Source organism: Pseudomonas sp. ES1, assembly GCF_050586605.1.
Taxonomy (GTDB): domain Bacteria; phylum Pseudomonadota; class Gammaproteobacteria; order Pseudomonadales; family Pseudomonadaceae; genus Aquipseudomonas; species Aquipseudomonas sichuanensis.
This window is the reverse complement of sequence record NZ_JBOBDM010000031.1, coordinates 1-25,800: the sequence shown is the minus strand read 5'-3', so window position 1 is coordinate 25,800 and position 25,800 is coordinate 1. Positions and strand designations below refer to the sequence as shown.

The window sequence follows — 25,800 nt, the reverse complement described above, 5'->3', positions numbered from 1 at the left end:
ATGTCGGTCGGGGGGCAGAGTGTAGCGCCGTTGACGGGGTAAAGGCCAAAAATGACTTGGGGCCGCTGCGCGACCCTTCGCGGGTAAACCCGCCCCCACACAGATAGCACGGAACCTGTGGGAGCGGGATTACCCGCGAAGGGCTGCACAGCAGCCCCAGTTGCAGCCAGACGCGAAGCTTACTTGCGCTTCATCGACAGGAAGAACTCGTCATTGGTCTTGGTCTGCTTGAGCTTGTCGACCAGGAACTCGATGGCGGCGATTTCATCCATCGGGTGCAGCAGCTTGCGCAGGATCCACATGCGCTGCAGTTCGTCGTCGGCGGTCAGCAACTCTTCGCGGCGGGTGCCGGACTTGTTGATGTTGATGGCCGGGAACACACGCTTCTCGGCGATGCGGCGGTCCAGTGGCAGCTCCATGTTGCCGGTACCCTTGAACTCTTCGTAGATCACTTCGTCCATCTTCGAGCCGGTCTCGACCAGCGCGGTGGCGATGATGGTCAGCGAGCCGCCCTCTTCGATGTTACGCGCGGCACCAAAGAAGCGCTTCGGCTTCTCCAGGGCGTGGGCATCGACACCACCGGTCAGTACCTTGCCGGAGCTCGGAATCACGGTGTTGTAGGCACGGGCCAGACGGGTGATGGAGTCGAGCAGGATGACCACATCCTTCTTGTGCTCGACCAGGCGCTTGGCCTTCTCGATGACCATTTCGGCAACCTGCACGTGGCGGGTTGGTGGCTCGTCGAAGGTGGAGGCGACCACTTCGCCGCGCACGGTGCGCTGCATCTCGGTCACTTCTTCCGGGCGCTCGTCGATCAGCAGGACGATCAGGTGGCACTCGGGGTTGTTGCGGGTGATGTTGGCCGCGATGTTCTGCAGCATGATCGTCTTACCGGCTTTAGGCGGCGCGACGATCAGGCCACGCTGGCCTTTGCCGATTGGAGCGCACAGGTCGATGACGCGACCGGTGAGGTCTTCGGTGGAGCCGTTGCCGGCTTCCATCTTCAGACGCTTGTTCGGGAACAGCGGCGTCAGGTTTTCGAACAGGATCTTGTTCTTCGCGTTTTCCGGGCGATCGAAGTTGATCGTGTCGACCTTCAACAGGGCGAAGTAACGCTCCCCTTCCTTCGGTGGGCGGATCTTGCCAACGATGGTGTCGCCGGTGCGCAGGTTGAAGCGACGGATCTGGCTGGGCGAAACGTAGATATCGTCGGGGCCGGCCAGGTAAGAGGCATCGGCGGAACGCAGGAAACCGAAACCATCCTGGAGAATCTCCAGCACGCCGTCACCCGAGATCTCTTCGCCGCTTTTCGCGTGCTTCTTCAACAGGGCGAAAATCACGTCCTGTTTGCGCGAACGGGCCATGTTTTCGATGCCCATCTGTTCGGCCATTTCCAAAAGATCGGTAATCGGCTTTTGCTTGAGTTCAGTCAGGTTCATAAGGGGAGTGACGTAATCATGTAAGAAGGGAGAGAGTTAAGCTTTGGCTTAATGAGGCCGCGCCGCTAGATGGCGACAGGATCGCGTACTGATTCGAATTGGGATGCTTCGGCGACGGCGTGCAGAGGGCACTGAAAGAAGCAGTGCGAGGCCGAATGTAACACTTGCTTTTTTCGACGTCTAGTGGTTTTGACCACACATATCGACAGGTTTTTATCTGGGCTGGCGCCATCGCGGGGCAAGCCCGCTCCCACGCGGATCAACTGCGGCAGATAAAAAAAGCCCCGCATTTGCGGGGCTTTTCACATCACAGGTTGGCGTCGATGAACGCCTGCAGCTGCGATTTGGAGAGGGCGCCGACCTTGGTAGCCTCGACGTTGCCGTTCTTGAACAGCATCAGCGTCGGGATGCCGCGCACGCCGTGCTTGGCGGGGGTTTCCTGGTTTTCGTCGATGTTCAGCTTGGCGACGACCAGCTTGCCTGCGTAGTCTTCGGCGATGGCGTCCAGTACCGGAGCGATCATCTTGCATGGGCCGCACCATTCAGCCCAGTAGTCGACCAGCACCGCGCCTTCAGCCTTCAGTACATCGGCTTCGAAGCTGGCGTCGGTGACGTGTTTGATTTTGTCGCTCATGGAAATCTCCAAGGTCGTAAGCAATAAAAAACGTTGCCCATCATAGCGGCACCGGCTGGCTACAGGAAGCCACGGACGATTGACTGTATCTATAGTTGTGCAAGACCCCACGAATCGAAACTGTCATATCACCGTCATAACATCGCTATCACATTGCCATGCATCAAAGCCTTGCAGTGCTGCGCGTTGGCGGATGGCCACGATCGTGGCACGATTGCCAGGTTAACGACCGAGAACCCCCAGACCATGCCGCATACCACCGCGAAGAACCTGTCTCTGATCGCCGCCATCGACCTGGGCTCCAACAGCTTCCATATGGTTGTGGCCAAGGCCCATCACACGGAAATCCGCATTCTTGAGCGGCTCGGGGAGAAGGTTCAGCTCGCTGCCGGCATCGACGAAGAGCGCAAGCTCAGCGAAGAAGCCATGCAACGGGGCCTGGAGTGCCTCAAGCGCTTCGCCCAACTGATCAACGGCATGCCCGCCGGTGCAGTGCGCATCGTCGGCACCAACGCCCTGCGCGAAGCGCGTAACCGCAATGAATTCATCCTGCGCGCCGAAGCCATTCTCGGCCACCCGGTCGAGGTCATCTCCGGCCGTGAAGAAGCGCGCCTGATCTACCTGGGGGTTTCCCACACCCTCGCCGACACCCCCGGCAAGCGCCTGGTCGCCGACATCGGCGGCGGCAGCACCGAGTTCATCATCGGCCAGCGCTTCGAGCCACTGCTGCGCGAAAGCCTGCAGATGGGCTGCGTCAGCTTCACCCAGCGCTACTTCCGCGATGGCAAGGTCACCCCGGCGCGCTATGCCCAGGCCTACACTGCCGCACGCCTGGAGCTGATGAGCATCGAGAACGCCCTGCACCGCCTGACCTGGGACGAGGCCATCGGCTCGTCCGGTACCATCCGGGCCATCGGCGCGGCGATCAAGGCCGGTGGCCTGGGCAACGGCGAGGTCAACGCCGAAGGCCTGGCCTGGGTCAAGCGCAAACTGTTCAAGCTCGGCGAAACCGACAAGATCGACTTCGAAGGGGTCAAGCCCGACCGCCGGGCGATCTTCCCGGCCGGCCTGGCAATCCTGGAGGCCATCTTCGACGCCCTGGAGCTGGCACGCATGGACCACTGTGACGGCGCCCTGCGTGAAGGCGTGCTGTTCGACCTGCTGGGCCGCCACCACCATGAAGACGTGCGCGAACGCACCCTGAACTCGCTGATGGAGCGCTACCACGTCGACCAGGGCCAGGCCGCGCGCGTCGAGCGCAAAGCCTTGCACGCCTTCGACCAGGTGGCCAAGGCATGGGACCTTGAAGAGGGTAACTGGCGCGATCTGCTGGGCTGGGCAGCGAAAGTACACGAAGTTGGGCTGGACATTGCCCACTATCACTACCACAAGCACGGCGCCTACCTGATCGAGCATTCCGACCTGTCGGGCTTCTCCCGCGAGGACCAGCAGATGATGGCCCTGCTGGTGCGTGGCCACCGCCGCAACATCCCCAAGGACAAGTTCGCCGAGTTCGGCGACGAAGGCGTCAAGCTGATTCGCCTGTGCGTGCTGCTGCGCTTCGCCATCCTGTTCCACCACATCCGCGGCACCCAGCAGATGCCAAAGGTGGAACTGCAAGCCGCTGATGACAGCCTGGAAGTGGTGTTCCCTGACGGCTGGCTGGAGCAGAACCAACTGACCCAGGCCGACTTCGCCAACGAGGCGGAGTGGCTGACTCGGGTTGGGTTCGTGCTCAGCGTGCGCTGAAAGCCAGATTTTGCAGGGGCCTGTGGGAGCAACTGTCTCGTGTTGTCAGTGCTGGCCTCATCGCTGGCAAGCCAGCTCCCACAGTTACGATGCTTGCCACAAGGCTAGCGCTATCCCTGTGGGAGCAACTGTCTTGTGTTGTCAGTGCTGGCCTCATCGCTGGCAAGCCAGCTCCCACAGTTACGATGCTTGCCACGATCCATGTGGGAGCGGCTTTAGCCGCGAACACCGGCGTAGCCGGTGCCATCCACTGCGTCGCCTGCTTCGCGGCTAAAGCCGCTCCCACAGGGGAAGCGGCTCGCCATCACAGCTAGCGTACGTTCAGCACCGGGTTGCTCAGCCGCTCCAGCAACGCCGCCTGGGCACTGCGCGGGTTCTGGTTGCCGGTCGGCGAGCTGCGCACGTAGCGCCCGTCCGGCTGCAGGGTCCAGGCCTGGGTGTTGTCGGTCAGGTAGCCTTCCAGTTCCTTCTTCACCCGCAGCAGCAATTTCTTGCCTTCCACCGGGAAGCAGGTCTCCACACGCTTGTCGAGGTTGCGCTCCATCCAGTCGGCACTGGACAGGTAGATCTGCTCCTCGCCGCCATTGAGGAAGTAGAACACCCGCGTGTGCTCGAGGAAGCGGCCGATGATCGAGCGCACGTGGATGTTGTGCGACACCCCCGGGATGCCCGGGCGCAGGCAGCACATGCCACGCACCACCAGGTCGATGCGCACGCCCGACTGGCTGGCCTTGTACAGCGCCTTGATGATCTTGGCATCGGTCAGCGAGTTGAACTTGGCGATGATGTGCGCAGGCTTCCCGTCCAGGGCGAACTGGGTCTCCCGGGCGATCATGTCGAGCATGCCCTTCTTCAGGGTGAACGGCGCGTGCAGCAGCTTCTTCATGCGCAGGGTCTTGCCCATGCCGATCAGCTGGCTGAACAGTTTGCCGACGTCCTCGGTGAGGGCGTCGTCGGAGGTCAGCAGGCTGTAGTCGGTGTACAGGCGGGCGTTGCCAGCGTGGTAGTTGCCGGTACCCAGGTGCGCGTAACGCACGATCTCACCCTGCTCGCGGCGCAGGATCAGCATCATCTTGGCGTGGGTCTTGAAGCCCACCACCCCGTAGATCACCACCGCGCCGGCGGCCTGCAGGCGGCTGGCCATCTGCAGGTTGGACTCTTCGTCGAAGCGTGCGCGCAATTCGATCACCGCAGTGACCTCCTTGCCGTTACGCGCCGCGTCCACCAGCGCATCGACGATCTCAGAGTTGGCGCCCGAGCGATACAGCGTCTGGCGCACGGCAAGCACGTGCGGGTCCTTGGCGGCCTGGCGCAGCAAGTCGATCACCGGGGTGAAGGACTCGAACGGGTGCATCAGCAGGATGTCCTGCTTGCCGATCACGCTGAAGATGTTGTCGGCATTCACCAGCAGCTTGGGGATCGCCGGGGTGAACGGCGTGTACTGCAGCTCCGGGTGGCTGTCGAGGCCGGTGATGCTGAACAGACGGGTCAGGTTGACCGGGCCGTTGACCTGGTACAGCTCGCTCTCGCTCAGGCTGAACTGCTTGAGCAGGTAGTCGGACAGGTGTTTCGGGCAGGTGTCGGCCACCTCGAGGCGTACCGCGTCGCCGTAACGGCGCGAGAACAGCTCGCCGCGCAGGGCGCGGGCCAGGTCGTCGACCTCTTCGGAGTCCAGCGCCAGGTCGGCGTTACGGGTCAGGCGGAACTGGTAGCAGCCCTTGACCTTCATGCCCTGGAACAGGTCATCGGCGTGGGCGTGGATCATCGACGACAGGAACACATAGTTGTCGCCAGCGCCGCCGACCTCTTCCGGCACACGGATCACCCGCGGCAGCAGGCGCGGCGCCGGGATGATCGCCAGGCCCGAGTCGCGGCCGAAGGCATCGACGCCTTCGAGCTCGACGATGAAGTTCAGGCTCTTGTTCACCAGCAGCGGGAACGGGTGGGTCGGGTCGAGGCCGATCGGGGTGATGATCGGCGCGATCTCGTCGCGGAAGTAGCGGCGCACCCAGGCCTTGAGCTTGGTCGTCCAGTAACGCCGGCGGATGAAGCGGATCTGGTGTTTTTCCAGCTCCGGCAGCAGCACGTCGTTGAGGATCGCGTACTGGCGCTCCACCTCGAAATGCACCAACTCGCTGATCCGCGCCAGCGCCTGGTGCGGCTGCAGGCCATCGGCCCCCGCCTGCTCACGGGCGAAGTTGATCTGCTTCTTCAGGCCCGCCACGCGGATCTCGAAGAACTCGTCCAGGTTGCTGGAGAAGATCAGCAGGAACTTCAGCCGCTCAAGCAGCGGGTACGACTCATCCAGCGCCTGCTCCAGCACGCGGATGTTGAACTGCAGCTGGGAAAGCTCGCGATGAATGTACAGGCTGCTGTCGTCCAGGCTCGGCACGGCGATTGCCGGGGCCGGCGCCGGCGCAGGGGCCACGGCTTCGACCACAGGCGCAGGCTCGGCCTCTGCTGCCGGCGGCAGGTCGGGCGGGGTCTGCACCATCTCTTCGGGCACGGCCTGGGCATCCTTGATCGCGACAGGTGTGAGCACTTCGTTATTCATCTGAGGTTCCTGTGAGGGCGTTATTGCCCTCTCAACATTTGAGCGGCGCGCACGGCGAAATACGTCAGGATGCCATCGGCACCTGCCCGTTTGAATGCGGTAAGGGATTCGAGGATCACGGCTTCGCTGAGCCAGCCGTTCTGGATCGCGGCCATGTGCATGGCGTACTCGCCACTGACCTGGTAGGCGAAGGTCGGCACCTTGAACTCGGCTTTCACCCGCTGGACGATGTCCAGGTACGGCATGCCCGGCTTGACCATGACCATGTCGGCGCCTTCGGCCAGGTCCAGGGCCACTTCGTGCAGGGCTTCGTTGCTGTTGGCCGGATCCATCTGGTAGGACGCTTTATTGGCCTTGCCCAGGTTCAGTGCCGAGCCGACCGCATCGCGGAACGGGCCGTAGTAGGCACTGGCGTACTTGGCCGAGTAGGCCATGATGCGCACGTTGACGTGGCCGGCCAGTTCCAGGGCCTCGCGGATTGCACCGAGGCGGCCGTCCATCATGTCGGACGGGGCGACGACCTGGGCGCCGGCGTCGGCGTGGGACAGGGCCTGGCGCACCAGGGCATCGACGGTGATGTCGTTCTGAACGTAACCCTCTTCATCGAGGATGCCGTCCTGGCCGTGGGTGGTGAACGGGTCCAGCGCCACGTCGGTGATCACCCCCAGCTCCGGGAAGCGCGCGCGCAGGGCGCGGGTGGCACGCTGGGCGATACCGTCCGGGTTCCAGGCTTCGGCGCCATCGAGGGATTTCTTCTCGGTCGGCGTTACCGGGAACAGCGCCAGCGCCGGAATGCCCAGTTCCACCCAGCCCTGTGCGGCTTCGAGCAGCAGGTCGATCGACAGGCGTTCGACGCCCGGCATCGAGGGTACTTCTTCACGGCGGTTTTCGCCGTCCAGGACGAATACCGGCAGGATCAGGTCATCGACGGTCAGGGTGTTCTCGCGAACCAGACGACGGGAAAAGTCGTCCCGGCGGTTGCGACGCAGGCGGGTGGCAGGAAACAGACGGTTGGCGGGGGTAAAGCTCACGGCAGACTCCTGAGCCCGCGCAGGCGGGCGAGCGCGACAGTTATAAGCGGCCATTATGACGCCTGTGTTACACCCAAGGGCAACCCTGCGACTTGTGGCCGCAGCCATTGTCCTTGTAGGAAATGTTCACGTCGAGACACATTTGGACACTTTCCCGAACGAGCACGAAGGGGTAGGCTGCGCGTTCATTTCGCCAGCACGTCAGAAAATGCTTCAACAATTCCTGAACGATTTCGGCTATTTCGCCCTGTTTCTCGGCACGTTCTTCGAAGGCGAGACCATTCTCGTGCTCGCAGGTTTTCTGGCGTTCCGCGAATACATGGACATCAAGCTGGTGGTGCTGGTGGCGTTCTGCGGCAGCTATGCCGGCGATCAGCTGTGGTACTTCATGGGCCGCCGCCACGGGCGCAAGATCCTCGCCCGCAAGCCGCGCTGGCAGGCCATGGGTGACCGGGCGCTGGAGCATATCCGCCGCCACCCCGACCTCTGGGTCCTGAGTTTCCGCTTCGTCTACGGCCTGCGCACGGTGATGCCGGTGGCCATCGGCCTGTCCGGCTACCCGCCACGCCGCTACCTGCTGCTCAATGGTATTGGCGCCGCCGTCTGGGCCCTCGCGCTGGGGCTTGCCGCCTACCACTTCGGCGCCATCCTCGAAGGCATGCTGGGCAGTATCAAGAAGTACGAGCTATGGGTGCTCGGCGCCCTGCTGGGCCTGGGCTTGCTGCTCTGGCTGCGCCGGCGCTTCCGTACCCAGCGCGCCGAGCGCCGCGCGGCGGCAGAAGGCCAGCAAGCACAAGCTGAGCAAGCTGTAAGCCAGGAGCAGCCCCCAAGCCAGGGGCGTGACCAGCACTAACCCCGAAGCGCCGGCCAGATACAGTGCCGGCGCATTCAGCAGCAGCCGCAGCAGCTCCATGCGCCCTGCCCAAGGCCGGTCCTCCAGCGCCGCGCCCAACGCGAACAAGCCGAACGCCATCACCGCCCAGCCCAGCAACAGCGCGGCGAACGGCACCCGCGCGGCCACGTCCATCAAGTAGCTGCCCAGCGCCACGTAGACCGCGAACTGCACAACCACGTACAGCTGCTGCATACCGTGCAGCGCGATGGCGAACTTGCGAAAGCGCGCCAGGTCCTGCTTGGGGTGCGGATCGGCAGCCGCCACATCCGCCGGGCGCCAACCGGTTGGCATGAACCAGATGCGCAGCTTGTCCCACAGGCGGCCGGTGCGCCGGGCATCCGCCCACAGCTGCGCATAGAACTGCAAGTTGGCCCACAGCGGGTTCCAGCTGGCCAGCGGCGTGGTCACGCCGAAGATCACCGGCTCATCGTCGTCCTCCTCCTGGAAGGTGCCGAACAGTCGGTCCCAGAAGATGAACACTCCGCCGTAGTTGCAATCCAAGTAGCGAGGATTCTGCGCATGGTGGACACGATGGTTGGACGGCGTGATCAGCACCCATTCGAGCCAGCCCAGCTTGGGCACATGGCGGGTATGCACCCAGAACTGATACAGCAGGTTCAGCGACGCCACGGTGATGAACACCACCGGCGGCACGCCGAGCAGCGCCAGTGGCAGGTAGAAGATCCACGAAAAGATGAAGCCGCTGCTGGTCTGGCGCAGCGCCGTGGTGAGGTTGTATTCCTCGCTCTGGTGATGCACCGAATGCGCAGCCCACAGCACGTTGCGCTCGTGGCCCAGGCGGTGCAGCCAGTAATAGCAGAAGTCGTAGAGCACGAAAGCACCCACCCACACCCACCAGGCCTCGGCCGGCAGGCGCAGCAGCGCCAGATGTTCCCAGGCCAGGGCATAGGTGAGCAGCCCGACGCCCTTGGTCAGCAGGCCTGTGCTGGTCGACAGCACGCCGGTGCTCAGGCTGTTGATCGAATCGGCCAGTCGATAGTTGCGCTGGCCGCGCACGCGGTCGGCGACCAGCTCTACGGCGATCAGCGCAAAGAACATCGGCACAGCCAGCAGAATCAGGTCCATCGGCGGCAGTCTCCAGGGGTGTCGCAAGAGATTAGGCCGCGCCTGCCTGAACCCCTATGGCCACATCTGCCAAACTAGAGGACATTTAGCGCCTCGACACTGGAGTAATGAGCATGACCAAGAAAGTAGCGGTGATCCTTTCCGGCTGTGGCGTCTATGACGGCGCCGAAATCCACGAGAGCGTGATCACCTTGCTGCGCCTCGACCAGCGCGGCGCCCAGGTGCAGTGCTTCGCACCGAACATTGCGCAGATGCATGTGATCGATCACCTGACCGGGGAAGAGATGCCCGAGTCGCGCAACGTGCTGGTAGAGTCGGCACGCATCGCCCGGGGCGAGGTGAAAGACATTCGCGAGGCCAAGGTCGAGGACTTCGATGCGCTGATCGTACCCGGCGGTTTCGGCGCCGCGAAGAACCTCTCCAACTTCGCCGTCGAAGGAGCCAATTGCAGCGTTAACCCCGACGTGCTGGCCCTGGCCGAAGCCTTCGCCGATGCCTGCAAACCGGTCGGCCTGATGTGCATCTCGCCAGCCCTGGCCGCCAAGATCTACGGGCCGGGCGTGGTCTGCACCATCGGTAACGACACCGGCACCAGCGCGGCCGTGGTGAAGATGGGCGGCACCCACCAGGAGTGCGATGTGCATGACATCGTCGAAGACACCCAGCGCAAGCTGGTGACCACCCCGGCCTACATGCTGGCCAAGTCGATCAGCGAAGCCGCTGGCGGCATCTACAAGCTGGTGGACCGGGTGCTGGAGCTGACCCACGAAGGTGACAAGTAAACCCTCACCGCAAGCGGCTAATGCCAGTCAGTTAGTGCTTCATCGCACTTGTTGGGGCTGCTTTGCAGCCCTTCGCGGGTAAACCCGCTCCCACAGAGATCGCACGGAGCCTGTGGGAGCGGGTTTACCCGCGAAGGGTCGCGCAGCGACCCCAATTGCCTTAACTGACTGGCATTACGTGGCCTCAGCCTTTGCGGGTGGTCCGGCTCAACTGCCCATCCACCCCCACCGGCACCTCGCCCGCCAGGGTGACCCGGCGCACCACGCGTGGCTGAGTACCATAGTCGTCCACCGCGTAGTGCTGGGTCGCGCGGTTATCCCAGATCGCCACATCCCCCGCCTGCCAGCGCCAGCGCACGGTGTTCTCCAGGCGCGTCACATGCCCCTGCAACACCGCGAACAGGTGCTGTGAGTCGGCCAGCGAATAGCCCTTGATGCGTTTGACGAAATGCCCCAGCTGCAGCGCCCGCTCGCCGCTGATCGGGTGCACCCGCACCACCGGGTGCTCGGTTTCGTACACCGTCGAGGTGAACACCTTGCGATAGCGTTCGAGCTTGGCCGGGTCCACGTCCGGCTTCACGCTGGCGTAATCGTACTCGTTGCTGTGCACCGCCCAGAGCTGGTCGGCCAGCGCACGCAGGGGGTCCGGCAGCTCCTGGTAGGCGGCGGCGGTATTGGCCCACACCGTGTCGCCACCCGAAGCCGGGGCCACCACGCTGCGCAGGATCGAGGCCTTGGGGTAGGCGTCGACGAAGGTCACGTCGGTGTGCCAGGAATTGGCCCGCTGGCCCTCAGCGCCATCCAGCTGCAGCAAGTAACTGGTGCCGTCCACCACCGGCACCGTGGGGTGGGCGATCGGCTCGCCCAGCAATTGGGCGAAGGCCTCCTGGCCGATGTCGTCGAGGTGGTCCTGGCCGCGGAAGAAGATCACCTTGTGCTGCACCAGCGCCGCCTGGATCGCGTCGATGGTGGCCGGGTCGAGGTCGGCGGACAGTTTGACGCCACGGATCTCGGCGCCGATGCGCCCGGCGACGGGGTGGATATCCAGCTCAAGGGTATGTGGCGCGGTAGCTAGTGCGGCGTTGCTCATGGTCGTGGTCCTCACGGTTTTTGTCGGGGTTTTCAATCAGCGGGCGGCCTGCACGGCCTGGTCCTGTCGCAGGGCGGCATCGAGGAAGCGCGGTTCTACCCACTCGCTTACCTGGAAATCCCGGCGGATCAGGCGCTCCTTGGCGGCCAGGTCGACGCCCTGTTGCAGCAGGCCGACGAAGCCGGCGTCCAGGCGCGGGTCGAAGTAGGCGGCAAGGTTTTCCTCGGCCAGGTCATCGCGCAGGATGCTCTTCGGCCAGTTCGCGGTGGTGGCCACGAGGTCGATGTAGGCGTCGCGGTTGTGCTCGTCGCGCAGCCACTTCACCGCCTGCAACTGGGCATTGACCAGGCGCTGCACCAGTTCGGGGTGCTGGCGGATGAACTCGCCGGTACCCAGCAGCACCGCCTGGGTGCTGCCGGCGCCCTTGAGGTCGCGGGAGTTGACCGGCAGCTCGACCAGGCCGCGCTCACGCAACGACAACAGGTTGGACAGCCCCCAGGTAGCGTCGATCTGCTTGGCCGCCAGCGCGGCGTTGGCGGCGTTGAAGTCCAGGTTGATGACTTTCAGCTCACGCTCGGACAGCCCCTGGCTGGCCAGGGCGCTGGCGAACGACAGCTGGTTGGCGGTACCGCGGAACACCGCCACGCGCTTGCCCTTGAGGTCTGCCAGACTGTGGATGCCTGAGCCCGGCACCACGCCGAGGTAGCTCTTGACCCCGCGCACCCCGGCCGACAGCACGCGGGTGTCCAGGCCGTTGGCCTTGCCGATGATGGCGGCCAGGTCACCCAGGTAGGCGAAGTCGGCCTGGCCGTTGGCCAACGCCTCGTTGACCACGGGGCCGGCGCCCTTGAAGAAGCGCCAGTCGATACGGATGCCGTCCTTGGCAAACTCTTTTTCCAGCAACTGCTGGTCACGCAATACATCGACCACGCCACCGGCGCTGGGCTTGCTGCCGGCGCTGAGGTCGGGCACGGCAATCCGGATCACGTCGGGCTGCGCGGCCAGCGCCGCCAGCGGCAAGGCGCTGAGCAAGCCGGCGAGCAGCGGGGTGAGCAGGTGGCGAAAAGGGGTTTTCATGGCAAGGCTCCTTGGCAAGCTGCCACCGGCGATGGCCGGCGCTTTGGCCAGAAGCTAGGCAGGTCGGGTTAGAACCTACAAAGATCAATACGTCATTCTTCAGTAACCAGAAGGCATAAATCAGCGGCCATGCGGGTCTTGGGGCGGCTTGCAGACGGCGCATGGAAAATATGAGGAAAACGCAACGGATTGGGGCTTCCCGATGCAGGAGGCGCATGCTCTTATCTCTTGAATGTTATTTATGTGAATTTTTAATTCCATAAATGAATAAACAAGGAACGGTTTGGGAGATGGCCGGATGAGCGGAGTTTTGAGCAAGCCCAGATGGCTTCTGGGGCCGCTGCGCGGCCCGTTCGCGGCGCAAGGCCGCGCCTACGGCCATGCCGCGCTGCCTTGGGTCGTGCCGGTGCTGCTGGCGACGTTGTGGCTGGTGGCCAGCCGCGAGCACTGGATGAGCGAGCAGATCCTGCCGGCGCCGTCGCTGGTCTGGCAGAGCGCCCTGGAGTTTGGCTCCGGAGAGCTGTGGAGCCACCTGTGGATAAGCTTGCAACGCCTGCTGTGGGGGTTGCTGGCGGGCATCGCCAGTGGCCTGGTGCTGGGCACCTGGCTGGGGGCTTCGCGGCGGGCGCAGACACTGGTGCTGCCGACCTTCGTGGCCCTGGCGCAAATCCCCACGCTGGCCTGGATCCCGCTGTTCATGCTGTTCTTCGGCATTGGCGAAGTGCTCAAGCTGGTGGTGCTGGTCAAGGCGGTGGTGGTACCGGTCACCCTGCACACCTTGGTCGGTGTGCGCGACGCCCAACCCAAGCTGCGCGAAGCCGCCGCCACCTTGCGCCTGCCAGCCCACCTGTTGTTCCTGCGCCTGCTGCTGCCAGCTGCCCTGCCCGCCTTCCTCGCCGGGGTACGCCTGGCCCTGGCCACCGGCTGGACGTCGCTGCTGGCGGTCGAGCTGCTGGCCTCCAGCGAAGGTATCGGCTACCTGATGGTCTGGGGGCGCCAGCTGTTCATGCTCGACCTGGTGTTCCTCTGCATCCTGCTGATCGGCCTGGTCGGCGCGGTGATGGACCGTGGCTTCTCGCGCCTGGAGCGCAGCCTGCTGTACTGGCCGCAACCGGCCACCGGCGAGCAGCCGCGTGGCGCCGTGGCCAAGGGCTGGCAGAGCCTGTTGCTGCCGGCAGCGCTGCTGGCCCTGTGGCAGTGCGCCAACAGTTTTGGCTGGGTAGACGCCAACATCCTCGCCTCACCACTGGATGTACTGCGCAGCCTGTCTGCCGGGCTGCTGGATGGCTCGCTGAGCGAAGCCTTGCGCCTGAGCCTGCAACGCACCCTGGCCGGGTTGCTGCTCGGTGGCGGCGCGGGCTTTGCCCTGGGGCTGCTGCTGGGCTTGTCGCAACGCAGCGAGCGCCTGCTCGGCCCGAGCCTGTCGGCGCTGCGCCAGGTGGCGCTGTTTGCCTGGGTACCCTTGCTCACTGCCTGGTTCGGCCTGGGGGAGGGCGCCAAGCTGGTGTTCGTCGCCCTGGCTGCGTTCTTCCCGCTGCTGATCGCCACCCAGCGCGGCATCGCCAGCCTGTCGCCGCAACTGGGCGAGGCGGCCCAGGCGCTGCGCCTGGGCCTGGCGCAACGCCTGCGCCTGCTGGTGCTGCCGGGCGCTGCGCCGGCGATCTTCGCCGGCCTGCGCCTGTCGCTGATCTACGCCTGGCTGGGCACCATCGGCGCCGAATACTTCATGCCCTCGGACGGCGGCATCGCCAGCCTGATGATCGGCGCCCAACAGTTGTTCCGCATGGACCAGGTGATGGCCGCCATGGTCCTGATCGGCCTGGTCGGCGCCCTGCTCGGCCACCTTGGCCAACGCCTCGAATCGCGCGCCACGCGCTGGAGATCCGCATGAACGCCTTCATCACCCCGGCCCTGCACGCGGCCAATCAAGCTGACGCCACACCGCCGCTGGTCAGCTTCGAAAAAGTCGGCAAGACCTTCAGCGTGGACGGCCAGCCGTTCGAAGCCATTCGCGACTTCGACCTGTCGATCGAGCAGGGCGAATTCATCGCCATCGTCGGTTCGTCGGGCTGCGGCAAGTCCACCCTGCTGCGCCTGCTGGTGGGCCTGGACAACGACTACAGCGGCAAGATCCGCGTCGATGGCCAGGTGGTCAGCGGCATCGGCGGCGAGCGCGGCATCGTGTTCCAGGAGCACCGGCTGTTCCCCTGGCTGACGGTGGAGCAGAACATCGCCCTTGGGCTGGTCAACGACAAGCTCACCCAGGGCGAGCGCGCCCGCCGGGTGCATGAGTTCGTGCAACTGGTGGGGCTGGTCGGTTTCGAATCGGCCTACCCGCACCAGCTCTCCGGTGGCATGGCCCAGCGCGTGGCGATCGCCCGGGGGCTGGTGGCCAGCCCGCGCATCCTGCTGCTCGACGAGCCGTTCGGCGCCCTGGATGCATTGACCCGCCAGCAGTTGCAGGACGAGCTGCTGGCGATTCGTGAGCGCTCGGGGGTGACCATTCTGCTGGTGACCCACGATGCCGAAGAGGCGACCTACCTGGCCGACCGGGTGGTGGTGCTGGAACCGCGGCCGGGGCGGATCAAGGCGGTGGTGGAGATTGGGCTGCCACACCCGCGCCAACGCACCGGGGTGGCGCTGCATGGCTTGCGCGAGAAGGTGCTGCACCAGATTACCGGGGATGGCGGGTATCTGCGGCCGGTGGTGCAAAGGGCGGAAGGGTTGCGGCCGGAGTTGATTGCTCTTTAAGCCTGTACCGGCCCTATCGCGGGGCAAGCCCGCTCCCACGAACTGGACTGCCCCCAAGGATTGGATTGTCTTGGGGGCAGTCCACAGCGTGGGAGCGGGCTTGCCCCGCGATTGATTTCAGCCCAGTTCGCGAAGATAGGCCCAAGGATAAATCCCCCGCTCATGCCCATCGCTGAACACCAGCTGCACCCCATACCCCTGGGCCTCGATCCGCGCCACGCGGACATCCTCGCCCACCAGCGAAATCGCCCCCTTCAGCCGCGCCGCCCGGCACTGTGAGCAGGGGCAGGCACCGCGCAGCCGGGCGTGGCTGATCACCTGCTCGACCTCGCCCCACTGCACCAGCAGCTCACCGCGCTCGCGGCGGTTGCGCAAGGCGCTGGGCGCGTCCATCACACCGCCCCCTGCAACTGCGCCAGGGCGATGCGCACCGCCTTGCGCACTTCCGGATCGCTGTCGGCCTCGGCCGCCTGCAACGCCGGCAAAGCCCGGGCTTCACCCAGCTCACCCAGCGCCAGCGCCGCCTCCTTGCGCAAGTTGGCGATGCCATGGCCAAGCAACTGCGCCAGCCCATCCAGCGCTGCCACATGGCGCAACCGGCCCAAGGCCCGCGCCGCGCGCAAGCGCACCTGCCAGTAACTGTCGGCCAGCGCTGCGATCAAGGCCTGGCCCGCTTCGGCCTGGCCGACTTTGCCCAGGGTGGTCGCCGCCTCTTCACGCACCTGCCAGGCCTCATCGGCCAAGGCGCCGATCAGCGCCGGCAGCACACGGGCATCGCGGGCCAGGCCCAACGCGCCAATGGCGGCGCGGCGCACTTCGGTATCCGGCTCGTTGGCTGCCAGCTGCGCCAGCGCGGGCAAGGCCGGCGCATGCTTGAGCCAGCCCAGGATGCCCACCGCTTCGCGGCGCACGCCGGCATCCACATCCGCCAACGCCTGCAACGCAGGCACCGCGGCGTCCTCCAGGCGCAGCTCGCGCAGGGCGCGCAGGGCGCTGGCCCGCACGAACGCATCGGCATGGGTGGCCCAGGGCAGGATCAGTTGCCCGGCCTCCTGGGTCTTGAGCTCGCTCAGGCTCTGGGCAGCCGCCAGGCGTACCGGCTCGGCGGGGTCGGCCAGTGCGGCGCACAGGCCCTGCACCACTTCCGGCGTCTCCCAGGCTTCGAGCAGGCGCGCGGCTTCGGCGCGCACCTCAGCATTGGCGTCGACCAACAGCGCATCGGTGAGCCAGGGCAGGCCGTCCGGGTCTTCCAGGTCGGCCAGTTCGATCAGGGCGATGCGCCGCACGCCGGCATCCAGGTCGTTCAGACGTGGCAGCAGGTCGATGATCTCGGGGTTGTCCGTGGTTCGTTCAGTCATAGCGCAATCCGCAGCGGAGGATGGTCGGTGTCGGGCAGGCCCAACGGTGTCAGGCGCGGCAGTTCGCGGCCTTCTTCATGGCGCAGCAGCGCCAGGCAATGGCGTTTGAGGTGGGTGAATTCGGGGCTGGTCAGCAGGCTCGCGCGCCGCGGGCGGGCGAAGTCCAGCCGCAGGTCTTCGATAAAGCGCCCAGGCCGGGGGCTCATCACCAGGATGCGGTCGGCCAGGAACAGCGCCTCGTCGATGTCATGGGTGACGAACACCACCGTGGTGCGGATGCGCGCCCAGATATCCAGCAGCAGTTCCTGCATGCGCGCACGGGTCTGCGCATCGAGGGCGCCAAAGGGTTCGTCCATCAACAACAGGCGCGGGCGGTTGATCAGCACCCTGGCGATCTCGGCGCGCTGCTGCATGCCACCGGACAACTGGCTGGGCCAGCGTTGGGCGAAGTCACCCAGGCCGACCAGTTGCAGCATCTCGGCGGCCTGGTGCTGGCGCTCGGCCTTGCCCTGCCCCTGCATCTTCAAGCCGAAGGCCACGTTGTCGAGCACGCTGCGCCACGGCAGCAGGGTGTGATGCTGGAACACCATGCCCCGTTGCGGCGAAGGGCCATCGACCGCTTGCCCATCCACCCGCAATTGGCCGCCGGCCGGGGTAAGGTGCCCGGCCAACGCGCCGAGCAACGTGGACTTGCCGCAGCCGGACGGCCCGAGGATGCACACGAACTCGCCCGGGGCGATGGCAAAGTCCAGCGCCTGCACCGCCTCGAACGCGTCACGCCCATGGCCCAGGCGAATCGACAAACCCTGCGCTTCGATACGCCCGGGCAGCTGTTGATGACTGCTCATCAGGCGCTCCTCCGTATCCACGGCGTGGCCAGCGCGCCAAGGCGCTTGACCAGCGCACTGCTGCCCATGCCCAGCACGCCGATCAGCAGCATGCCGACGATGATGTCGGGGTAGTTCTGCAAGGTGTAGGACTCCCAGGTGTAGTAACCGATACCGAACTGCCCGGCGATCATCTCGGCGGTCACCAGGCAGAACCACGAGGTGCCCATGCCGATGGCCAGCCCCGTGACGATGCTCGGCAGCGCGCCCGGCAGCACCACTTCGCGCAGGATCGCCCAGCGTCCGGCGCCGAGGCTGCGCGCCGAGGCCACCAGGCGCGGGTCGATCGCCTCGACGCCGTGCACGGTGTTGAGCAGGATCGGGAACAGCGCACCGGTGAAGGTGATGAACACCATCGACAGCTCCGATGAGGGGAACATCAGGATCGCCAGCGGGATCCAGGCCACCGCCGGGATCGGCCGCAGCACTTCCAGCGGCGGCATCAGCGTATCCTCCAGCCACTTCGAGCGGCCGATCAACAGGCCCAGGCTCACCCCCAGCAGCGCCGCCACGCCGTAGCCGGCGAACACCCGCGCCAGGCTGCTGCCCAGGTGCGCCAGCAAGGTGTTGGAGGCCAGCAGTTGCCAGGCGGCGTCGAGCACCGCGCCGGGGGTGGGCACGTAGGTGAAGGTGAACAGCAGCAGGTTCAGCTTGTGGCTCGCGGCCAGCTGCCAGAACAGCAGGCAGGCCAGCAGCGAAGCCAGGCGCAGGGGCCAGCGCGCAAGGTCACGGGTCATGGCGGCGGCTCCCGGTCAGCGCTGGGCGAGCAGCTTCTGGTTGGCATGGACGAAGTCCAGCGCCTCGCCGCCATGGGCCTTGGCGTACTGCTCGGCCTGGTCCTTGAGCAGGAAGGCCGCCAGTTGGCCCTGGCCGTTGCGCACGAACCAGGCCTGGTTGGCCAGCAGCTTGATGCCGCTGTCGGCGGCCTGGGCGTAGATCGCGCGGATGTCCTTGCCCTCCTGCTCCAGCTGGGCCAGGGCGGTGAGCGCGGCCTCCGGGGAAGCGTAGTGGCGCACTTTGTCCTCGCCGCGCACCCAGATCTGCGCCAGGCGGCTGAAGTCGGTGATGGCTTTGCCGGTCGTGGCATCAACGGCCTTGAGTGGCAGCGGGTCGTAGTTTTTCAGCGCCTTGTCGTAGTCCTGCCCGGCCTGCTTGTAGGCGCTGCGGATGTACTGGTCGTCGATGAACTGCGCGGTGTCCAGACCGCGGTCGGTCTTCTTCAGCAGCTTGAGGGTGTCGATGGAGGTGGCCACGGCCTGGCGGTACTCAGGCTTCCAGGTGAGGTCGCGGGTCTGCAGGCCGAGCGGGCCGTGGAACAGGTAGTTCACCTCGGCTTCGATGCCGGTGACCTTTTCGATCAGCTCGCTGTACTTCTCGGGCTCGGCGGCGAGCAGGCGGTCGGCTTCGAGGCTGGCGCGCAGGTAGGCGGTGACCACTTCCGGGTACTTTTTCGCGTAGTCGGCGTCCACCAGCGCGCCATGGAAGGTCGGCGCGTTGGCCTGGGCGCCGTCGTAGATCTTGCGGGCAAAGCCGCGGTTGGGGAACAGCTCGGCGAAGGGCACGAAGTCGGCGTGGGCCTCGATGCGGTTGCTGCGCAGGGCGGAACCGGCGATCTCCGGGGCCTGGGCGATGATCTTCACGTCCTTCTGCGGGTCCCAGCCTTGGGCGGCGACCGCGCGCAGCAGCATACCGTGGGCGGTGGAGGCGAACGGCACGGAGATGGTCTTGCCCTTGAGTTCGGCCAGCGACTGCACGCTGGAGGCGGCCGGCACCACGATGCCGTTGCCGCTGCCGTGCACGCTGCCGGACAGCACGCTGATGAACAGGCTGCGCTTGCCGGCATCGAGGTGGGCGACGCCGTTGAACGAGCCGGGGAAATCGGCCATGGCGCCGAAGTCGAGCTTGCCGGCGACCATCTCGTTGGTCAGCGGCGCGCCACTGGTGAAGTTCTTCCACTCGACCTGGTACTGGGCGTCCTTGTACTTGCCGTCATGGGGCAGGTATTTGTCGAGCAGGCCCAGCTCGCGGATCAACAGGCCGCCGGTAGCGCAGTTGATGGTGGTGTCCTGGGTGCCGATGGCGATACGGATGGTTTCGGCGTTGGCGTTCAGGCCGGTGATTGCCAGCGCAAGGCCGGCCACGGTTGCTACAAGGCGCATGGGTGTTCCCCTCGAATCGTTTTAGGTATTGGTGTCGTCTCCGCCGCCCGGCATGGGTGGTGGGAAACGAGGGGCATTGCAGGTGGGCGTCCGGTGGTTCGGCCGGATGGCGGGTGGTTCGGGTTCAGCGCAGCAGGTACGGGATATCGACCTTCACCGCGCCGGGAGGGCAGTCCTTCTCGCAGGGCATGCAGTACCAGCATTCGTCGAAGGCCATGTAGGCCTTCTGCGTGGCCGGGTTGATGGCCAGAAGGTCCATGGGGCAGACCTCGACGCAGACCGTGCAGCCTTTTTCGGCGATGCATTTGTCTTCGTCGATGGTCACCGGAGCGCTGCTGCGAAAGAAGATTTCCTGGGGTTGGTAGGCCATTTTCACGGGGTCCTTGGGGCCTTCTTGGGCACCCTTTATCTAGAGGCTTGCACAAGTCACTGTGGGAGCGGGTTTACCCGCGAAGAACCCAACACGGTGCATGGCACCGGCTTTGCCGGTGTTCGCGGGTGAACCCGCTCCCACAGGGTTCGGTGTTGCCTATGCGGCATCGGCTTTCACCCGCAGCCGGTCGTACGCGGTCTGTTCCTCGGCATCCAGCGGGATCAGGTACGGCTCCACCGCTTTCTTGAAGCTGGTCATCTCGCCGTCCTCGCCCTTCTTCAGATGGCAATGCACGAACCACTCGCCATCATTGCGCTCGGGGAAATCGACCCGGTGGTGGTACAGCCCCCAGCGGCTCTCCTTGCGGAATAGCGAGGCCCGCGCAGCCATCTCGGCGCAGTCGCGGATCACCGAAACTTCCATGGCACGCATCAGCTCATGGGGGTTGTTGGCCTTCATCTGCTCAAGGTCGCGTTCGATTTCGGCGAAGCGCGCCAGGCCGATTTCCATCTTCTTGGTCACCTTGGGCGGCTGCAGGTAGTCGTTGACCATGCGTCGCAACTTGTACTCGACCTGGGCCGGCGGCAGGCCGTGCTCACGCTGCAAGGGTGCGAACACCCGCGCCTGCTCGCGTTCGACCTGTTGCGTGTCGACCTCGGCGAATTCACGCCCGGCCACGTACTGCGCGGCATTCACCCCGGCAAACCAGCCATAGGTAAAAGCGCCGAGCATGTAGTTGTGCGGTACCGCGGCCATGTCGCCGGCGGCGTACAGGCCCTTGACGCTGGTCTCGGCCTTTTCGTTGACCCACACCCCCGAGGCCGAATGCCCGGAGCAGAAGCCGATCTCGGAGATATGCATCTCGACCATGTGCTGGCGGTAGTCGGTGCCGCGCCCGGCGTGGAACTGGCCACGGCTGGGGCGTTCGTTGCTGTGCAGGATCTCCTCGATGTTCTGGATGGTCTCCTCGGCCAGGTGGTCGAGCTTGAGAAACACCGGGCCGTTGCCGCCTTCGAGTTCCTGGTGGAACTCCCACATCATCTGCCCGCTCCAGTAGTCGCACTCGATGAAGCGCTCGCCCTTGCTGTTGGCGGTGTAGCCGCCCAAGGGGCCGGTGACGTAGGCGCAGGCCGGGCCGTTGTAGTCCTTGATCAACGGGTTGATCTGGAAACATTCCAGGTTGGCCAGTTCGGCGCCTGCGTGGTAGGCCATGGCATAGCCGTCACCGGCATTGGTGGGGTTTTCGTAGGTGCCCATCAGGTAGCCCGACGACGGCAAGCCCAGGCGCCCGGCGGCGCCGCAGGCGAGCACCACCGCCTTGGCGCGGATCACCCGGAACTCGCCGCTGCGGCAGTCGAAACCGAGCACCCCGGCTGCGGCGCCGGCCGCATCGAGCAGCACGCGGGTGCACACCATGCGGTTGCTGATTTCCACCCGGGCGCGCTTGAGCTGGCGGTACAGCACCTTCTTGATGTCGTGGCCCTCGGGCATCGGCAGCACATAAGCGCCCATGTGGTGGACCTTCTTCACTGCGTAGTCGCCGGTTTCGTCCTTCTCGAACTTCACGCCCCAGCGGTCGAGCTGCTCGATGGTCTCGAAGCTCTTGGTGGCGTAGGCATGCACCGCAGCCTGGTTGACGATGCCGTCATTGGCGACGGTGATTTCCTTGGTGTACTGCTCGGGCGTGGCATGGCCGGGGATGATGGCGTTGTTCAGGCCGTCCATGCCCATGCTGATGGCGCCGCTGCGCTTGACGTTGGCCTTGTCCAGCAACAGCACGCGCAGGGTCTTGTCCTGCTCCTTGGCCTTGATCGCAGCCATGGGCCCGGCGGTGCCGCCACCGATGACGACGATGTCGTAGTCCTGGGTCTGGATGCTCATGCCTTGCCCCCCTTCTGGCGGTCGATACGCAGGCGGTACTGGAACGCATCGCCACGGTAATAGAGGTGTTCGAAGTCCAGCGGGGCGCCGTCGGCGGTGTGGGTGAGGCGTTCGATACGCATGATCGGCGCGCCCTCTTCCACGTCCAGCGCCTGGGTCAGGTCGCTGTCGGCGAGCACTGCGTCGATGGCCAGGTCGGCATGGCCGAGGGCGAGGCCGCAGTCGTTCTCCAGCAGCAGGAAGATGTCGCGGGTGACCAGGTCGGCCTTCTCCAGCTTCTCGCCGACGTTGTGCGGCAGCCAGGTGATTTCCAGCGACACCGGCTCGCGGTTGATCAGGCGCACCCGACGGATCTCGGTGACCAGGCTGCCCTCCTCGACCTGCAGCCGCTGCGCCACCAGCGCACTGGCCGGGACATGGCGGAAACTGCGCAGGCGGTTGAGCACTTCGTAGCCCATCTGGGTCATCGACTCGGCCAGGCCCTGCAGGGTGCTGACGTTCTGGAACGCCTTGGGCTTGGCGACAAAAGTGCCCTTGCCATGGATCTTGAAGATCAGCCCTTCCTTCTGCAGGTCACCCAGGGCCTGGCGCACGGTGATGCGGCTGACGTCGAAGGCCTTGCCCAGCTCGCTTTCCGAGGGCATGCGACTGTGCGGTGGGTAGCTGCCGTCGAGGATGCGCTCGCGCAGCAGTTCCTTGAGCTGGGTGTAGAGCGGTACGGGAGAAAGCGGGAGCAGTTCGGCCATGGTCTTCTCTGTCGGCTGACTTGTTATAACAAGTTGTGACCAGAAGATAGCGGGCATAACAGCGCCGTGAGAAATACCAAGATTGCATATGGATAGATCAGCTTCCCTGCGTGGGAGCGGGCTTGCCCCGCGATCGGGCTCCCTGGAAAAACACCCTCATATCAAGGCGATGGACGCCACCTGCACAGATGGGTATCATGCGGCCCGTTGCACTCGTAGCTCAGCTGGATAGAGTACTGCCCTCCGAAGGCAGGGGTCGTGGGTTCGAATCCCGCCGAGTGCGCCATGAATTTCACGCTGTCAGCGGCACCCCCTGTATCGCTGACAGCGCCCAGAAAGCCCCGCCCGGTTCACACCGGCGGGGCTTTTTTGTGCCTGCTGATTTGCGACTGAGTGCACATTGCCACCTCTCCCCCGCAGGCAGTCATTGGTGTTAGCGTGGGCATCTTCCGTTTGCGTAAACGGACACACTTCCCCCACTTGCAAAGGAATGCGCACGACCATGCCATTTACCAAGCTCTCCGCCGCGTCGCTGCTGCTGGCCAGCGTGGCCATGTTCTCGATCCCGGCCCAGGCCAATCTGTCCCAGCAACAGTCCGCCGCCATCATCAAGGCCTACGACGGCAGCGACCCGGCCGACTTCAAGCAATTCCTCGGCAAGCTGGCCGGCAGTGAGCTGGCCAAGGCCGACAAGCTCGACGAAACCCTCAAGCAGTACCTGGCCGGCAAGCCGCTGGCAGCCGAACAACAGGACGAGATCAACCGCCTGCTGGGCCTGTACACGCGCATCAAGTACGGCAAGGCCGCTACCGAAACCCTGCGCGAGCTGGTGGAAATCCCGACCTATCGCAAAGAGGGCGTGGAGCAGCACGAGAACCCGGAGTTCCTCAAGATCGCCGACAAGATCAAGGCCCTGGCCGAGGGCTTCGGCCTGACCTTCCGCAACATCGACAACCGTGTCTACGAGATCTCCCTCGGCGAAGGCAAGGAAGTCATCGGCATCCACGCCCACGCCGACGTGGTGCCGGTAACCCCGGCCAACTGGAAGCTGGCCGACGGCACCCAGCTCGACCCGTTCAAGGTCACCCTGGTGGGCGACCGCATGTACGGCCGCGGCACCGAGGACGACAAGAACGGCATCGTCGTCGCGCTCTATGCGCTGAAAGTGGCCAAGGATGAGAAGCTGCCGCTGGCCCGCCAGTTCAAGCTGCTGGTGGACACCACCGAGGAAACCACCGGCGACGCCATCCCCTACTACTTCGAGCGCAACGCCACGCCCGACTACAACCTGGCGCTGGACGGCGGCTACCCGGTGGTGATCGCCGAGAAAGGCTACGGCACGGTCATGGCCACCTTCGCCAAGCGCGCCGGCAGCGGCAAGGGCGCCGAGGTGGTGAACCTGACCGGTGGCCTGGCCACCAACCAGATCCCCGGCAACTCGGTGGCGACCCTGCTCAGCGACAAGCCGGCCGACTTGGCCAAGGCCCTGAACAAGGCCGGTGCTGCTTTCGTCAAACATAACGGTGGCAACTTCAGCATCGACGCCAAGGTCGAGGGCAAGCAGGTGCTGCTGACCGTGACCGGCGTGTCGGCGCACTCCTCCGAGCCCGAGTCGGGGGTCAACCCGGTGGCGCGCATGCTGGTGTTCCTCAATGGCCTGGGCAAAGAAGTGCCGCTCAAGCACAACCACATCACCGACGCCGCCCGCTACGCCGCCGACAACTGGGGCCTGGACTACCTGGGCAACAAGCTCGGCGTGGGCTTCAAGGATGCGTTCATGGGCCCGCTGACCACCTCGCTGACCTTCGTCGGCCTGGATGACAAGGCGCTGAAGCTGGCGGTGAACCTGCGCATCCCCAAAGGCAAGTCGCTGGACACGCTCAAGGGCGAGATCTCCGGCAAACTCGACAGCTGGACTGCCAAGAGCAAGACCGCTGTGGCGTTCGACTACAGCCTGGACGAGCCGATGTACCGCAACCCGCAGGGCGAATGGGTCAAGGCCCTGCTTGCGGTGGCCAGCGAGAACCTGGGCATGAAGCACGAGTTCGGCACCTCTGCCGGCGCCACCTCGGTGCATGACCTGCCCAACGGCGTGCAGTTCGGCCTGGCCATGCCGGACGTGAAGTACACCGGACACAACGACAACGAGTTCAAGACCGTGGAGCAGTTCATGCTCGATTTGCAGATCGTCAGCGAGATGGTGGCGCGGATCGGGCAGATGCCGAAGCTCTGAGCCTCGGGGTTGGAACCGGAAGGCGCCTGCGGGCGCCTTTTTCGTTGCTGCAGGGCGGGACGCGAATTTATTGACGCCACTATTTCGCCACTTATGAAATATATAGTAACCTCTGCGCCGGCCGCCCGGACGGGCGACACGGTATGCGAACAGGGATGCGTTCGGCGAACGCCACAAAAGGATTTGCGATGGCAATGGTTATTGCCGCAGCTGTGCCAGGCAGTTGCACAAAACGGCACCTGCCTGCCCCCAATGCAGTGCTCCACAGCACGCAACGTCCTCCACGAGACCTGACCGCGGCGAATCGCCGTGGATGGGTATCGTTTCCCTGATGCTTGGCATTCTGTGTGCCATGCCCTCGGTGTCTTCGGCATCAACCAGAACAAACCCGGCAACGGCTTGGCGAGCGCCGGCGTTGTCACGGCAAGCATCTGGCTGCTGCGCCTGGTCGGCCTGAAATCCGCAAGCTAATCCAAATGTGAGGGAAAACAAATGAGCATGGTGTTCTGCCGAGGCTGCGCCAAACAGATCCATCAATCGGCCTTGAGCTGCCCAGGCTGCGGCGCAACCCAAGCCGCCACGGCCACCAACGGTGGCTTCGCAGGTAGCGTCGGAGTGAGCAACGGCATTCCCTACCTCGAAGTCCTGAAGAAGTACGCAGTGTTCAAAGGCCGTGCACGCCGCAAGGAATACTGGATGTTCGTGCTGTTCAACTTGCTGATCACGATCGCCGTCGGCTACCTCGATAACGTGCTCGGCACCAAACCGCTGCTGAGCCTGGTGTACACCCTGGCGGTCATGATCCCGGGCATTGCCGTTGCTGTGCGCCGAATGCACGACAGCAATCACAGCGGCTGGTGGCTGCTGGTGCCGATCGCTGGCTTGGTATTCCTGTTCAAGGACGGCACCCCTGGCAACAACCGCTTCGGCCCGAGCCCCAAAGGCCTGGTCTGAGTGCAGACTGTGCAGGAATGCTGAGGCGGCCTGCGGGCTAATGCCAGTCAGATAACGTTTCATCGCCACTATTGGGGCTGCTTTGCAGCCCTTCGCGGGTAAAACCACTCCCCCCAGATTT

General features: G+C 64.8%; 21 protein-coding genes, 1 tRNA gene and 1 pseudogene. 8 read left to right on the top strand and 15 right to left on the bottom strand.

Features of this window, described 5'->3' with window-relative positions:
* Positions 1–179 precede the first annotated feature (179 nt).
* Complete coding sequence (gene rho, locus ACQ4N9_RS14530) at positions 180–1,439, bottom strand: transcription termination factor Rho (protein ID WP_011536308.1); 1,260 nt, start codon at positions 1,437–1,439, stop codon at positions 180–182.
* A 307-nt stretch (positions 1,440–1,746) separates the two neighbouring features.
* Entirely contained in the window at positions 1,747–2,073 is a 327-nt protein-coding gene (gene trxA, locus ACQ4N9_RS14525) for a thioredoxin TrxA (RefSeq protein ID WP_011536309.1), read from the bottom strand.
* A 246-nt stretch (positions 2,074–2,319) separates the two neighbouring features.
* On the opposite strand from trxA, the gene ppx reads away from it, so the two are divergent.
* Positions 2,320–3,822, top strand: coding sequence for an exopolyphosphatase (ppx, locus tag ACQ4N9_RS14520; protein WP_390966411.1), 1,503 nt, complete (start codon positions 2,320–2,322; stop codon positions 3,820–3,822).
* Positions 3,823–4,132: 310 nt separating this feature from the next.
* Here the strand turns inward: ppx and ppk1 are convergent, their stop codons facing one another.
* Together ppk1 and hemB are read right to left on the bottom strand one after the other, a co-directional pair.
* Positions 4,133–6,376: a polyphosphate kinase 1 gene (gene ppk1, locus ACQ4N9_RS14515; protein ID WP_390966413.1), complete on the bottom strand. Its 2,244-nt coding sequence runs from the start codon at positions 6,374–6,376 to the stop codon at positions 4,133–4,135.
* Between the two features lie 20 nt (positions 6,377–6,396).
* Positions 6,397–7,407 (bottom strand): porphobilinogen synthase, encoded by a 1,011-nt coding sequence (gene hemB / locus ACQ4N9_RS14510; protein ID WP_110995709.1) that lies wholly within the window; start codon positions 7,405–7,407, stop codon positions 6,397–6,399.
* A gap of 208 nt (positions 7,408–7,615) precedes the next feature.
* On the opposite strand from hemB, the gene ACQ4N9_RS14505 reads away from it, so the two are divergent.
* Complete coding sequence (locus ACQ4N9_RS14505; RefSeq protein ID WP_390966415.1) at positions 7,616–8,260, top strand: DedA family protein; 645 nt, start codon at positions 7,616–7,618, stop codon at positions 8,258–8,260.
* Positions 8,261–8,761: 501 nt separating this feature from the next.
* On the opposite strand, the pseudogene ACQ4N9_RS14500 reads toward ACQ4N9_RS14505, so the two are convergent.
* Positions 8,762–9,361, bottom strand: a pseudogene (locus ACQ4N9_RS14500) (sterol desaturase family protein); the annotation flags it as partial.
* A 140-nt stretch (positions 9,362–9,501) separates the two neighbouring features.
* Between ACQ4N9_RS14500 and elbB the strand changes: the two are divergent.
* Positions 9,502–10,170, top strand: a complete 669-nt coding sequence (elbB, locus tag ACQ4N9_RS14495; RefSeq protein WP_390966417.1) for an isoprenoid biosynthesis glyoxalase ElbB — start codon at positions 9,502–9,504, stop codon at positions 10,168–10,170.
* A gap of 184 nt (positions 10,171–10,354) precedes the next feature.
* Here the strand turns inward: elbB and ACQ4N9_RS14490 are convergent, their stop codons facing one another.
* Together ACQ4N9_RS14490 and ACQ4N9_RS14485 are read right to left on the bottom strand one after the other, a co-directional pair.
* Positions 10,355–11,260 (bottom strand): TauD/TfdA dioxygenase family protein, encoded by a 906-nt coding sequence (locus ACQ4N9_RS14490; RefSeq protein ID WP_390966419.1) that lies wholly within the window; start codon positions 11,258–11,260, stop codon positions 10,355–10,357.
* Positions 11,261–11,296: 36 nt separating this feature from the next.
* On the bottom strand, positions 11,297–12,337 hold the full coding sequence (locus ACQ4N9_RS14485; protein ID WP_390966421.1) for an ABC transporter substrate-binding protein: 1,041 nt from the start codon (positions 12,335–12,337) through the stop codon (positions 11,297–11,299).
* A gap of 298 nt (positions 12,338–12,635) precedes the next feature.
* Here ACQ4N9_RS14485 and ACQ4N9_RS14480 point away from each other — a divergent pair, with 298 nt between their 5' ends.
* Both ACQ4N9_RS14480 and ACQ4N9_RS14475 read left to right on the top strand, forming a co-directional pair.
* Positions 12,636–14,228, top strand: coding sequence for an ABC transporter permease (locus tag ACQ4N9_RS14480; protein WP_390966423.1), 1,593 nt, complete (start codon positions 12,636–12,638; stop codon positions 14,226–14,228).
* Positions 14,225–15,088, top strand: a complete 864-nt coding sequence (locus ACQ4N9_RS14475; protein ID WP_390966425.1) for an ABC transporter ATP-binding protein — start codon at positions 14,225–14,227, stop codon at positions 15,086–15,088. The genes ACQ4N9_RS14480 and ACQ4N9_RS14475 overlap by 4 nt, the downstream gene beginning before the upstream one ends.
* A gap of 117 nt (positions 15,089–15,205) precedes the next feature.
* On the opposite strand, the gene ACQ4N9_RS14470 is transcribed toward ACQ4N9_RS14475, so the two are convergent.
* From ACQ4N9_RS14470 to ACQ4N9_RS14435, 8 genes are all read right to left on the bottom strand, one after another.
* Complete coding sequence (locus ACQ4N9_RS14470; RefSeq protein WP_110995715.1) at positions 15,206–15,481, bottom strand: DUF971 domain-containing protein; 276 nt, start codon at positions 15,479–15,481, stop codon at positions 15,206–15,208.
* Positions 15,481–16,446 (bottom strand): HEAT repeat domain-containing protein, encoded by a 966-nt coding sequence (locus tag ACQ4N9_RS14465; protein ID WP_390966427.1) that lies wholly within the window; start codon positions 16,444–16,446, stop codon positions 15,481–15,483. Before ACQ4N9_RS14465 ends, ACQ4N9_RS14470 begins: the two co-directional genes overlap by 1 nt.
* Positions 16,443–17,294, bottom strand: a complete 852-nt coding sequence (locus tag ACQ4N9_RS14460; protein ID WP_390966429.1) for an ABC transporter ATP-binding protein — start codon at positions 17,292–17,294, stop codon at positions 16,443–16,445. The genes ACQ4N9_RS14465 and ACQ4N9_RS14460 overlap by 4 nt, the downstream gene beginning before the upstream one ends.
* Positions 17,294–18,070: an ABC transporter permease gene (locus ACQ4N9_RS14455; protein ID WP_390966431.1), complete on the bottom strand. Its 777-nt coding sequence runs from the start codon at positions 18,068–18,070 to the stop codon at positions 17,294–17,296. Before ACQ4N9_RS14455 ends, ACQ4N9_RS14460 begins: the two co-directional genes overlap by 1 nt.
* Before the next feature lie 15 nt (positions 18,071–18,085).
* Complete coding sequence (locus ACQ4N9_RS14450) at positions 18,086–19,492, bottom strand: ABC transporter substrate-binding protein (protein ID WP_390966433.1); 1,407 nt, start codon at positions 19,490–19,492, stop codon at positions 18,086–18,088.
* 124 nt (positions 19,493–19,616) lie between these two features.
* Complete coding sequence (locus tag ACQ4N9_RS14445; protein WP_390966435.1) at positions 19,617–19,862, bottom strand: 4Fe-4S dicluster domain-containing protein; 246 nt, start codon at positions 19,860–19,862, stop codon at positions 19,617–19,619.
* A 159-nt stretch (positions 19,863–20,021) separates the two neighbouring features.
* The gene (locus ACQ4N9_RS14440; protein WP_258644083.1) at positions 20,022–21,746 is read right to left on the bottom strand and encodes a fumarate reductase/succinate dehydrogenase flavoprotein subunit; all 1,725 of its coding nucleotides are present in this window, start codon (positions 21,744–21,746) and stop codon (positions 20,022–20,024) included.
* A complete protein-coding gene (locus ACQ4N9_RS14435) occupies positions 21,743–22,492 on the bottom strand; it encodes a GntR family transcriptional regulator (RefSeq protein WP_323829936.1) in 750 nt (249 codons plus the stop codon). The genes ACQ4N9_RS14440 and ACQ4N9_RS14435 overlap by 4 nt, the downstream gene beginning before the upstream one ends.
* 209 nt (positions 22,493–22,701) lie before the next feature.
* On the opposite strand from ACQ4N9_RS14435, the gene ACQ4N9_RS14430 reads away from it, so the two are divergent.
* The 3 genes from ACQ4N9_RS14430 (at position 22,702) to ACQ4N9_RS14420 (ending at position 25,679) form a co-directional block, all read left to right on the top strand.
* Positions 22,702–22,778: transfer RNA gene (locus tag ACQ4N9_RS14430), tRNA-Arg, on the top strand.
* A gap of 216 nt (positions 22,779–22,994) precedes the next feature.
* Positions 22,995–24,725, top strand: coding sequence for a dipeptidase (locus tag ACQ4N9_RS14425; RefSeq protein ID WP_390966437.1), 1,731 nt, complete (start codon positions 22,995–22,997; stop codon positions 24,723–24,725).
* A 492-nt stretch (positions 24,726–25,217) separates the two neighbouring features.
* Positions 25,218–25,679 (top strand): DUF805 domain-containing protein, encoded by a 462-nt coding sequence (locus ACQ4N9_RS14420; protein WP_390966439.1) that lies wholly within the window; start codon positions 25,218–25,220, stop codon positions 25,677–25,679.
* The last annotated feature ends 121 nt before the right edge of the window (positions 25,680–25,800 follow it).

Bases quoted from the DNA above. Each gene is read 5' to 3' on its own strand.
- rho (WP_011536308.1), bottom strand. From the start codon at position 1,439: ATGAACCTGACTGAACTCAAGCAAAAGCCGATTACCGATCTTTTGGAA.
- trxA (WP_011536309.1), bottom strand. From the start codon at position 2,073: ATGAGCGACAAAATCAAACACGTCACCGACGCCAGCTTCGAAGCCGAT.
- ppx (WP_390966411.1), top strand. From the start codon at position 2,320: ATGCCGCATACCACCGCGAAGAACCTGTCTCTGATCGCCGCCATCGAC.
- ppk1 (WP_390966413.1), bottom strand. From the start codon at position 6,376: ATGAATAACGAAGTGCTCACACCTGTCGCGATCAAGGATGCCCAGGCC.
- ACQ4N9_RS14505 (WP_390966415.1), top strand. From the start codon at position 7,616: ATGCTTCAACAATTCCTGAACGATTTCGGCTATTTCGCCCTGTTTCTC.
- elbB (WP_390966417.1), top strand. From the start codon at position 9,502: ATGACCAAGAAAGTAGCGGTGATCCTTTCCGGCTGTGGCGTCTATGAC.
- ACQ4N9_RS14490 (WP_390966419.1), bottom strand. From the start codon at position 11,260: ATGAGCAACGCCGCACTAGCTACCGCGCCACATACCCTTGAGCTGGAT.
- ACQ4N9_RS14485 (WP_390966421.1), bottom strand. From the start codon at position 12,337: ATGAAAACCCCTTTTCGCCACCTGCTCACCCCGCTGCTCGCCGGCTTG.
- ACQ4N9_RS14480 (WP_390966423.1), top strand. From the start codon at position 12,636: ATGAGCGGAGTTTTGAGCAAGCCCAGATGGCTTCTGGGGCCGCTGCGC.
- ACQ4N9_RS14475 (WP_390966425.1), top strand. From the start codon at position 14,225: ATGAACGCCTTCATCACCCCGGCCCTGCACGCGGCCAATCAAGCTGAC.
- ACQ4N9_RS14470 (WP_110995715.1), bottom strand. From the start codon at position 15,481: ATGGACGCGCCCAGCGCCTTGCGCAACCGCCGCGAGCGCGGTGAGCTG.
- ACQ4N9_RS14465 (WP_390966427.1), bottom strand. From the start codon at position 16,446: ATGACTGAACGAACCACGGACAACCCCGAGATCATCGACCTGCTGCCA.
- ACQ4N9_RS14460 (WP_390966429.1), bottom strand. From the start codon at position 17,294: ATGAGCAGTCATCAACAGCTGCCCGGGCGTATCGAAGCGCAGGGTTTG.
- ACQ4N9_RS14455 (WP_390966431.1), bottom strand. From the start codon at position 18,070: ATGACCCGTGACCTTGCGCGCTGGCCCCTGCGCCTGGCTTCGCTGCTG.
- ACQ4N9_RS14450 (WP_390966433.1), bottom strand. From the start codon at position 19,492: ATGCGCCTTGTAGCAACCGTGGCCGGCCTTGCGCTGGCAATCACCGGC.
- ACQ4N9_RS14445 (WP_390966435.1), bottom strand. From the start codon at position 19,862: ATGGCCTACCAACCCCAGGAAATCTTCTTTCGCAGCAGCGCTCCGGTG.
- ACQ4N9_RS14440 (WP_258644083.1), bottom strand. From the start codon at position 21,746: ATGAGCATCCAGACCCAGGACTACGACATCGTCGTCATCGGTGGCGGC.
- ACQ4N9_RS14435 (WP_323829936.1), bottom strand. From the start codon at position 22,492: ATGGCCGAACTGCTCCCGCTTTCTCCCGTACCGCTCTACACCCAGCTC.
- ACQ4N9_RS14425 (WP_390966437.1), top strand. From the start codon at position 22,995: ATGCCATTTACCAAGCTCTCCGCCGCGTCGCTGCTGCTGGCCAGCGTG.
- ACQ4N9_RS14420 (WP_390966439.1), top strand. From the start codon at position 25,218: ATGAGCATGGTGTTCTGCCGAGGCTGCGCCAAACAGATCCATCAATCG.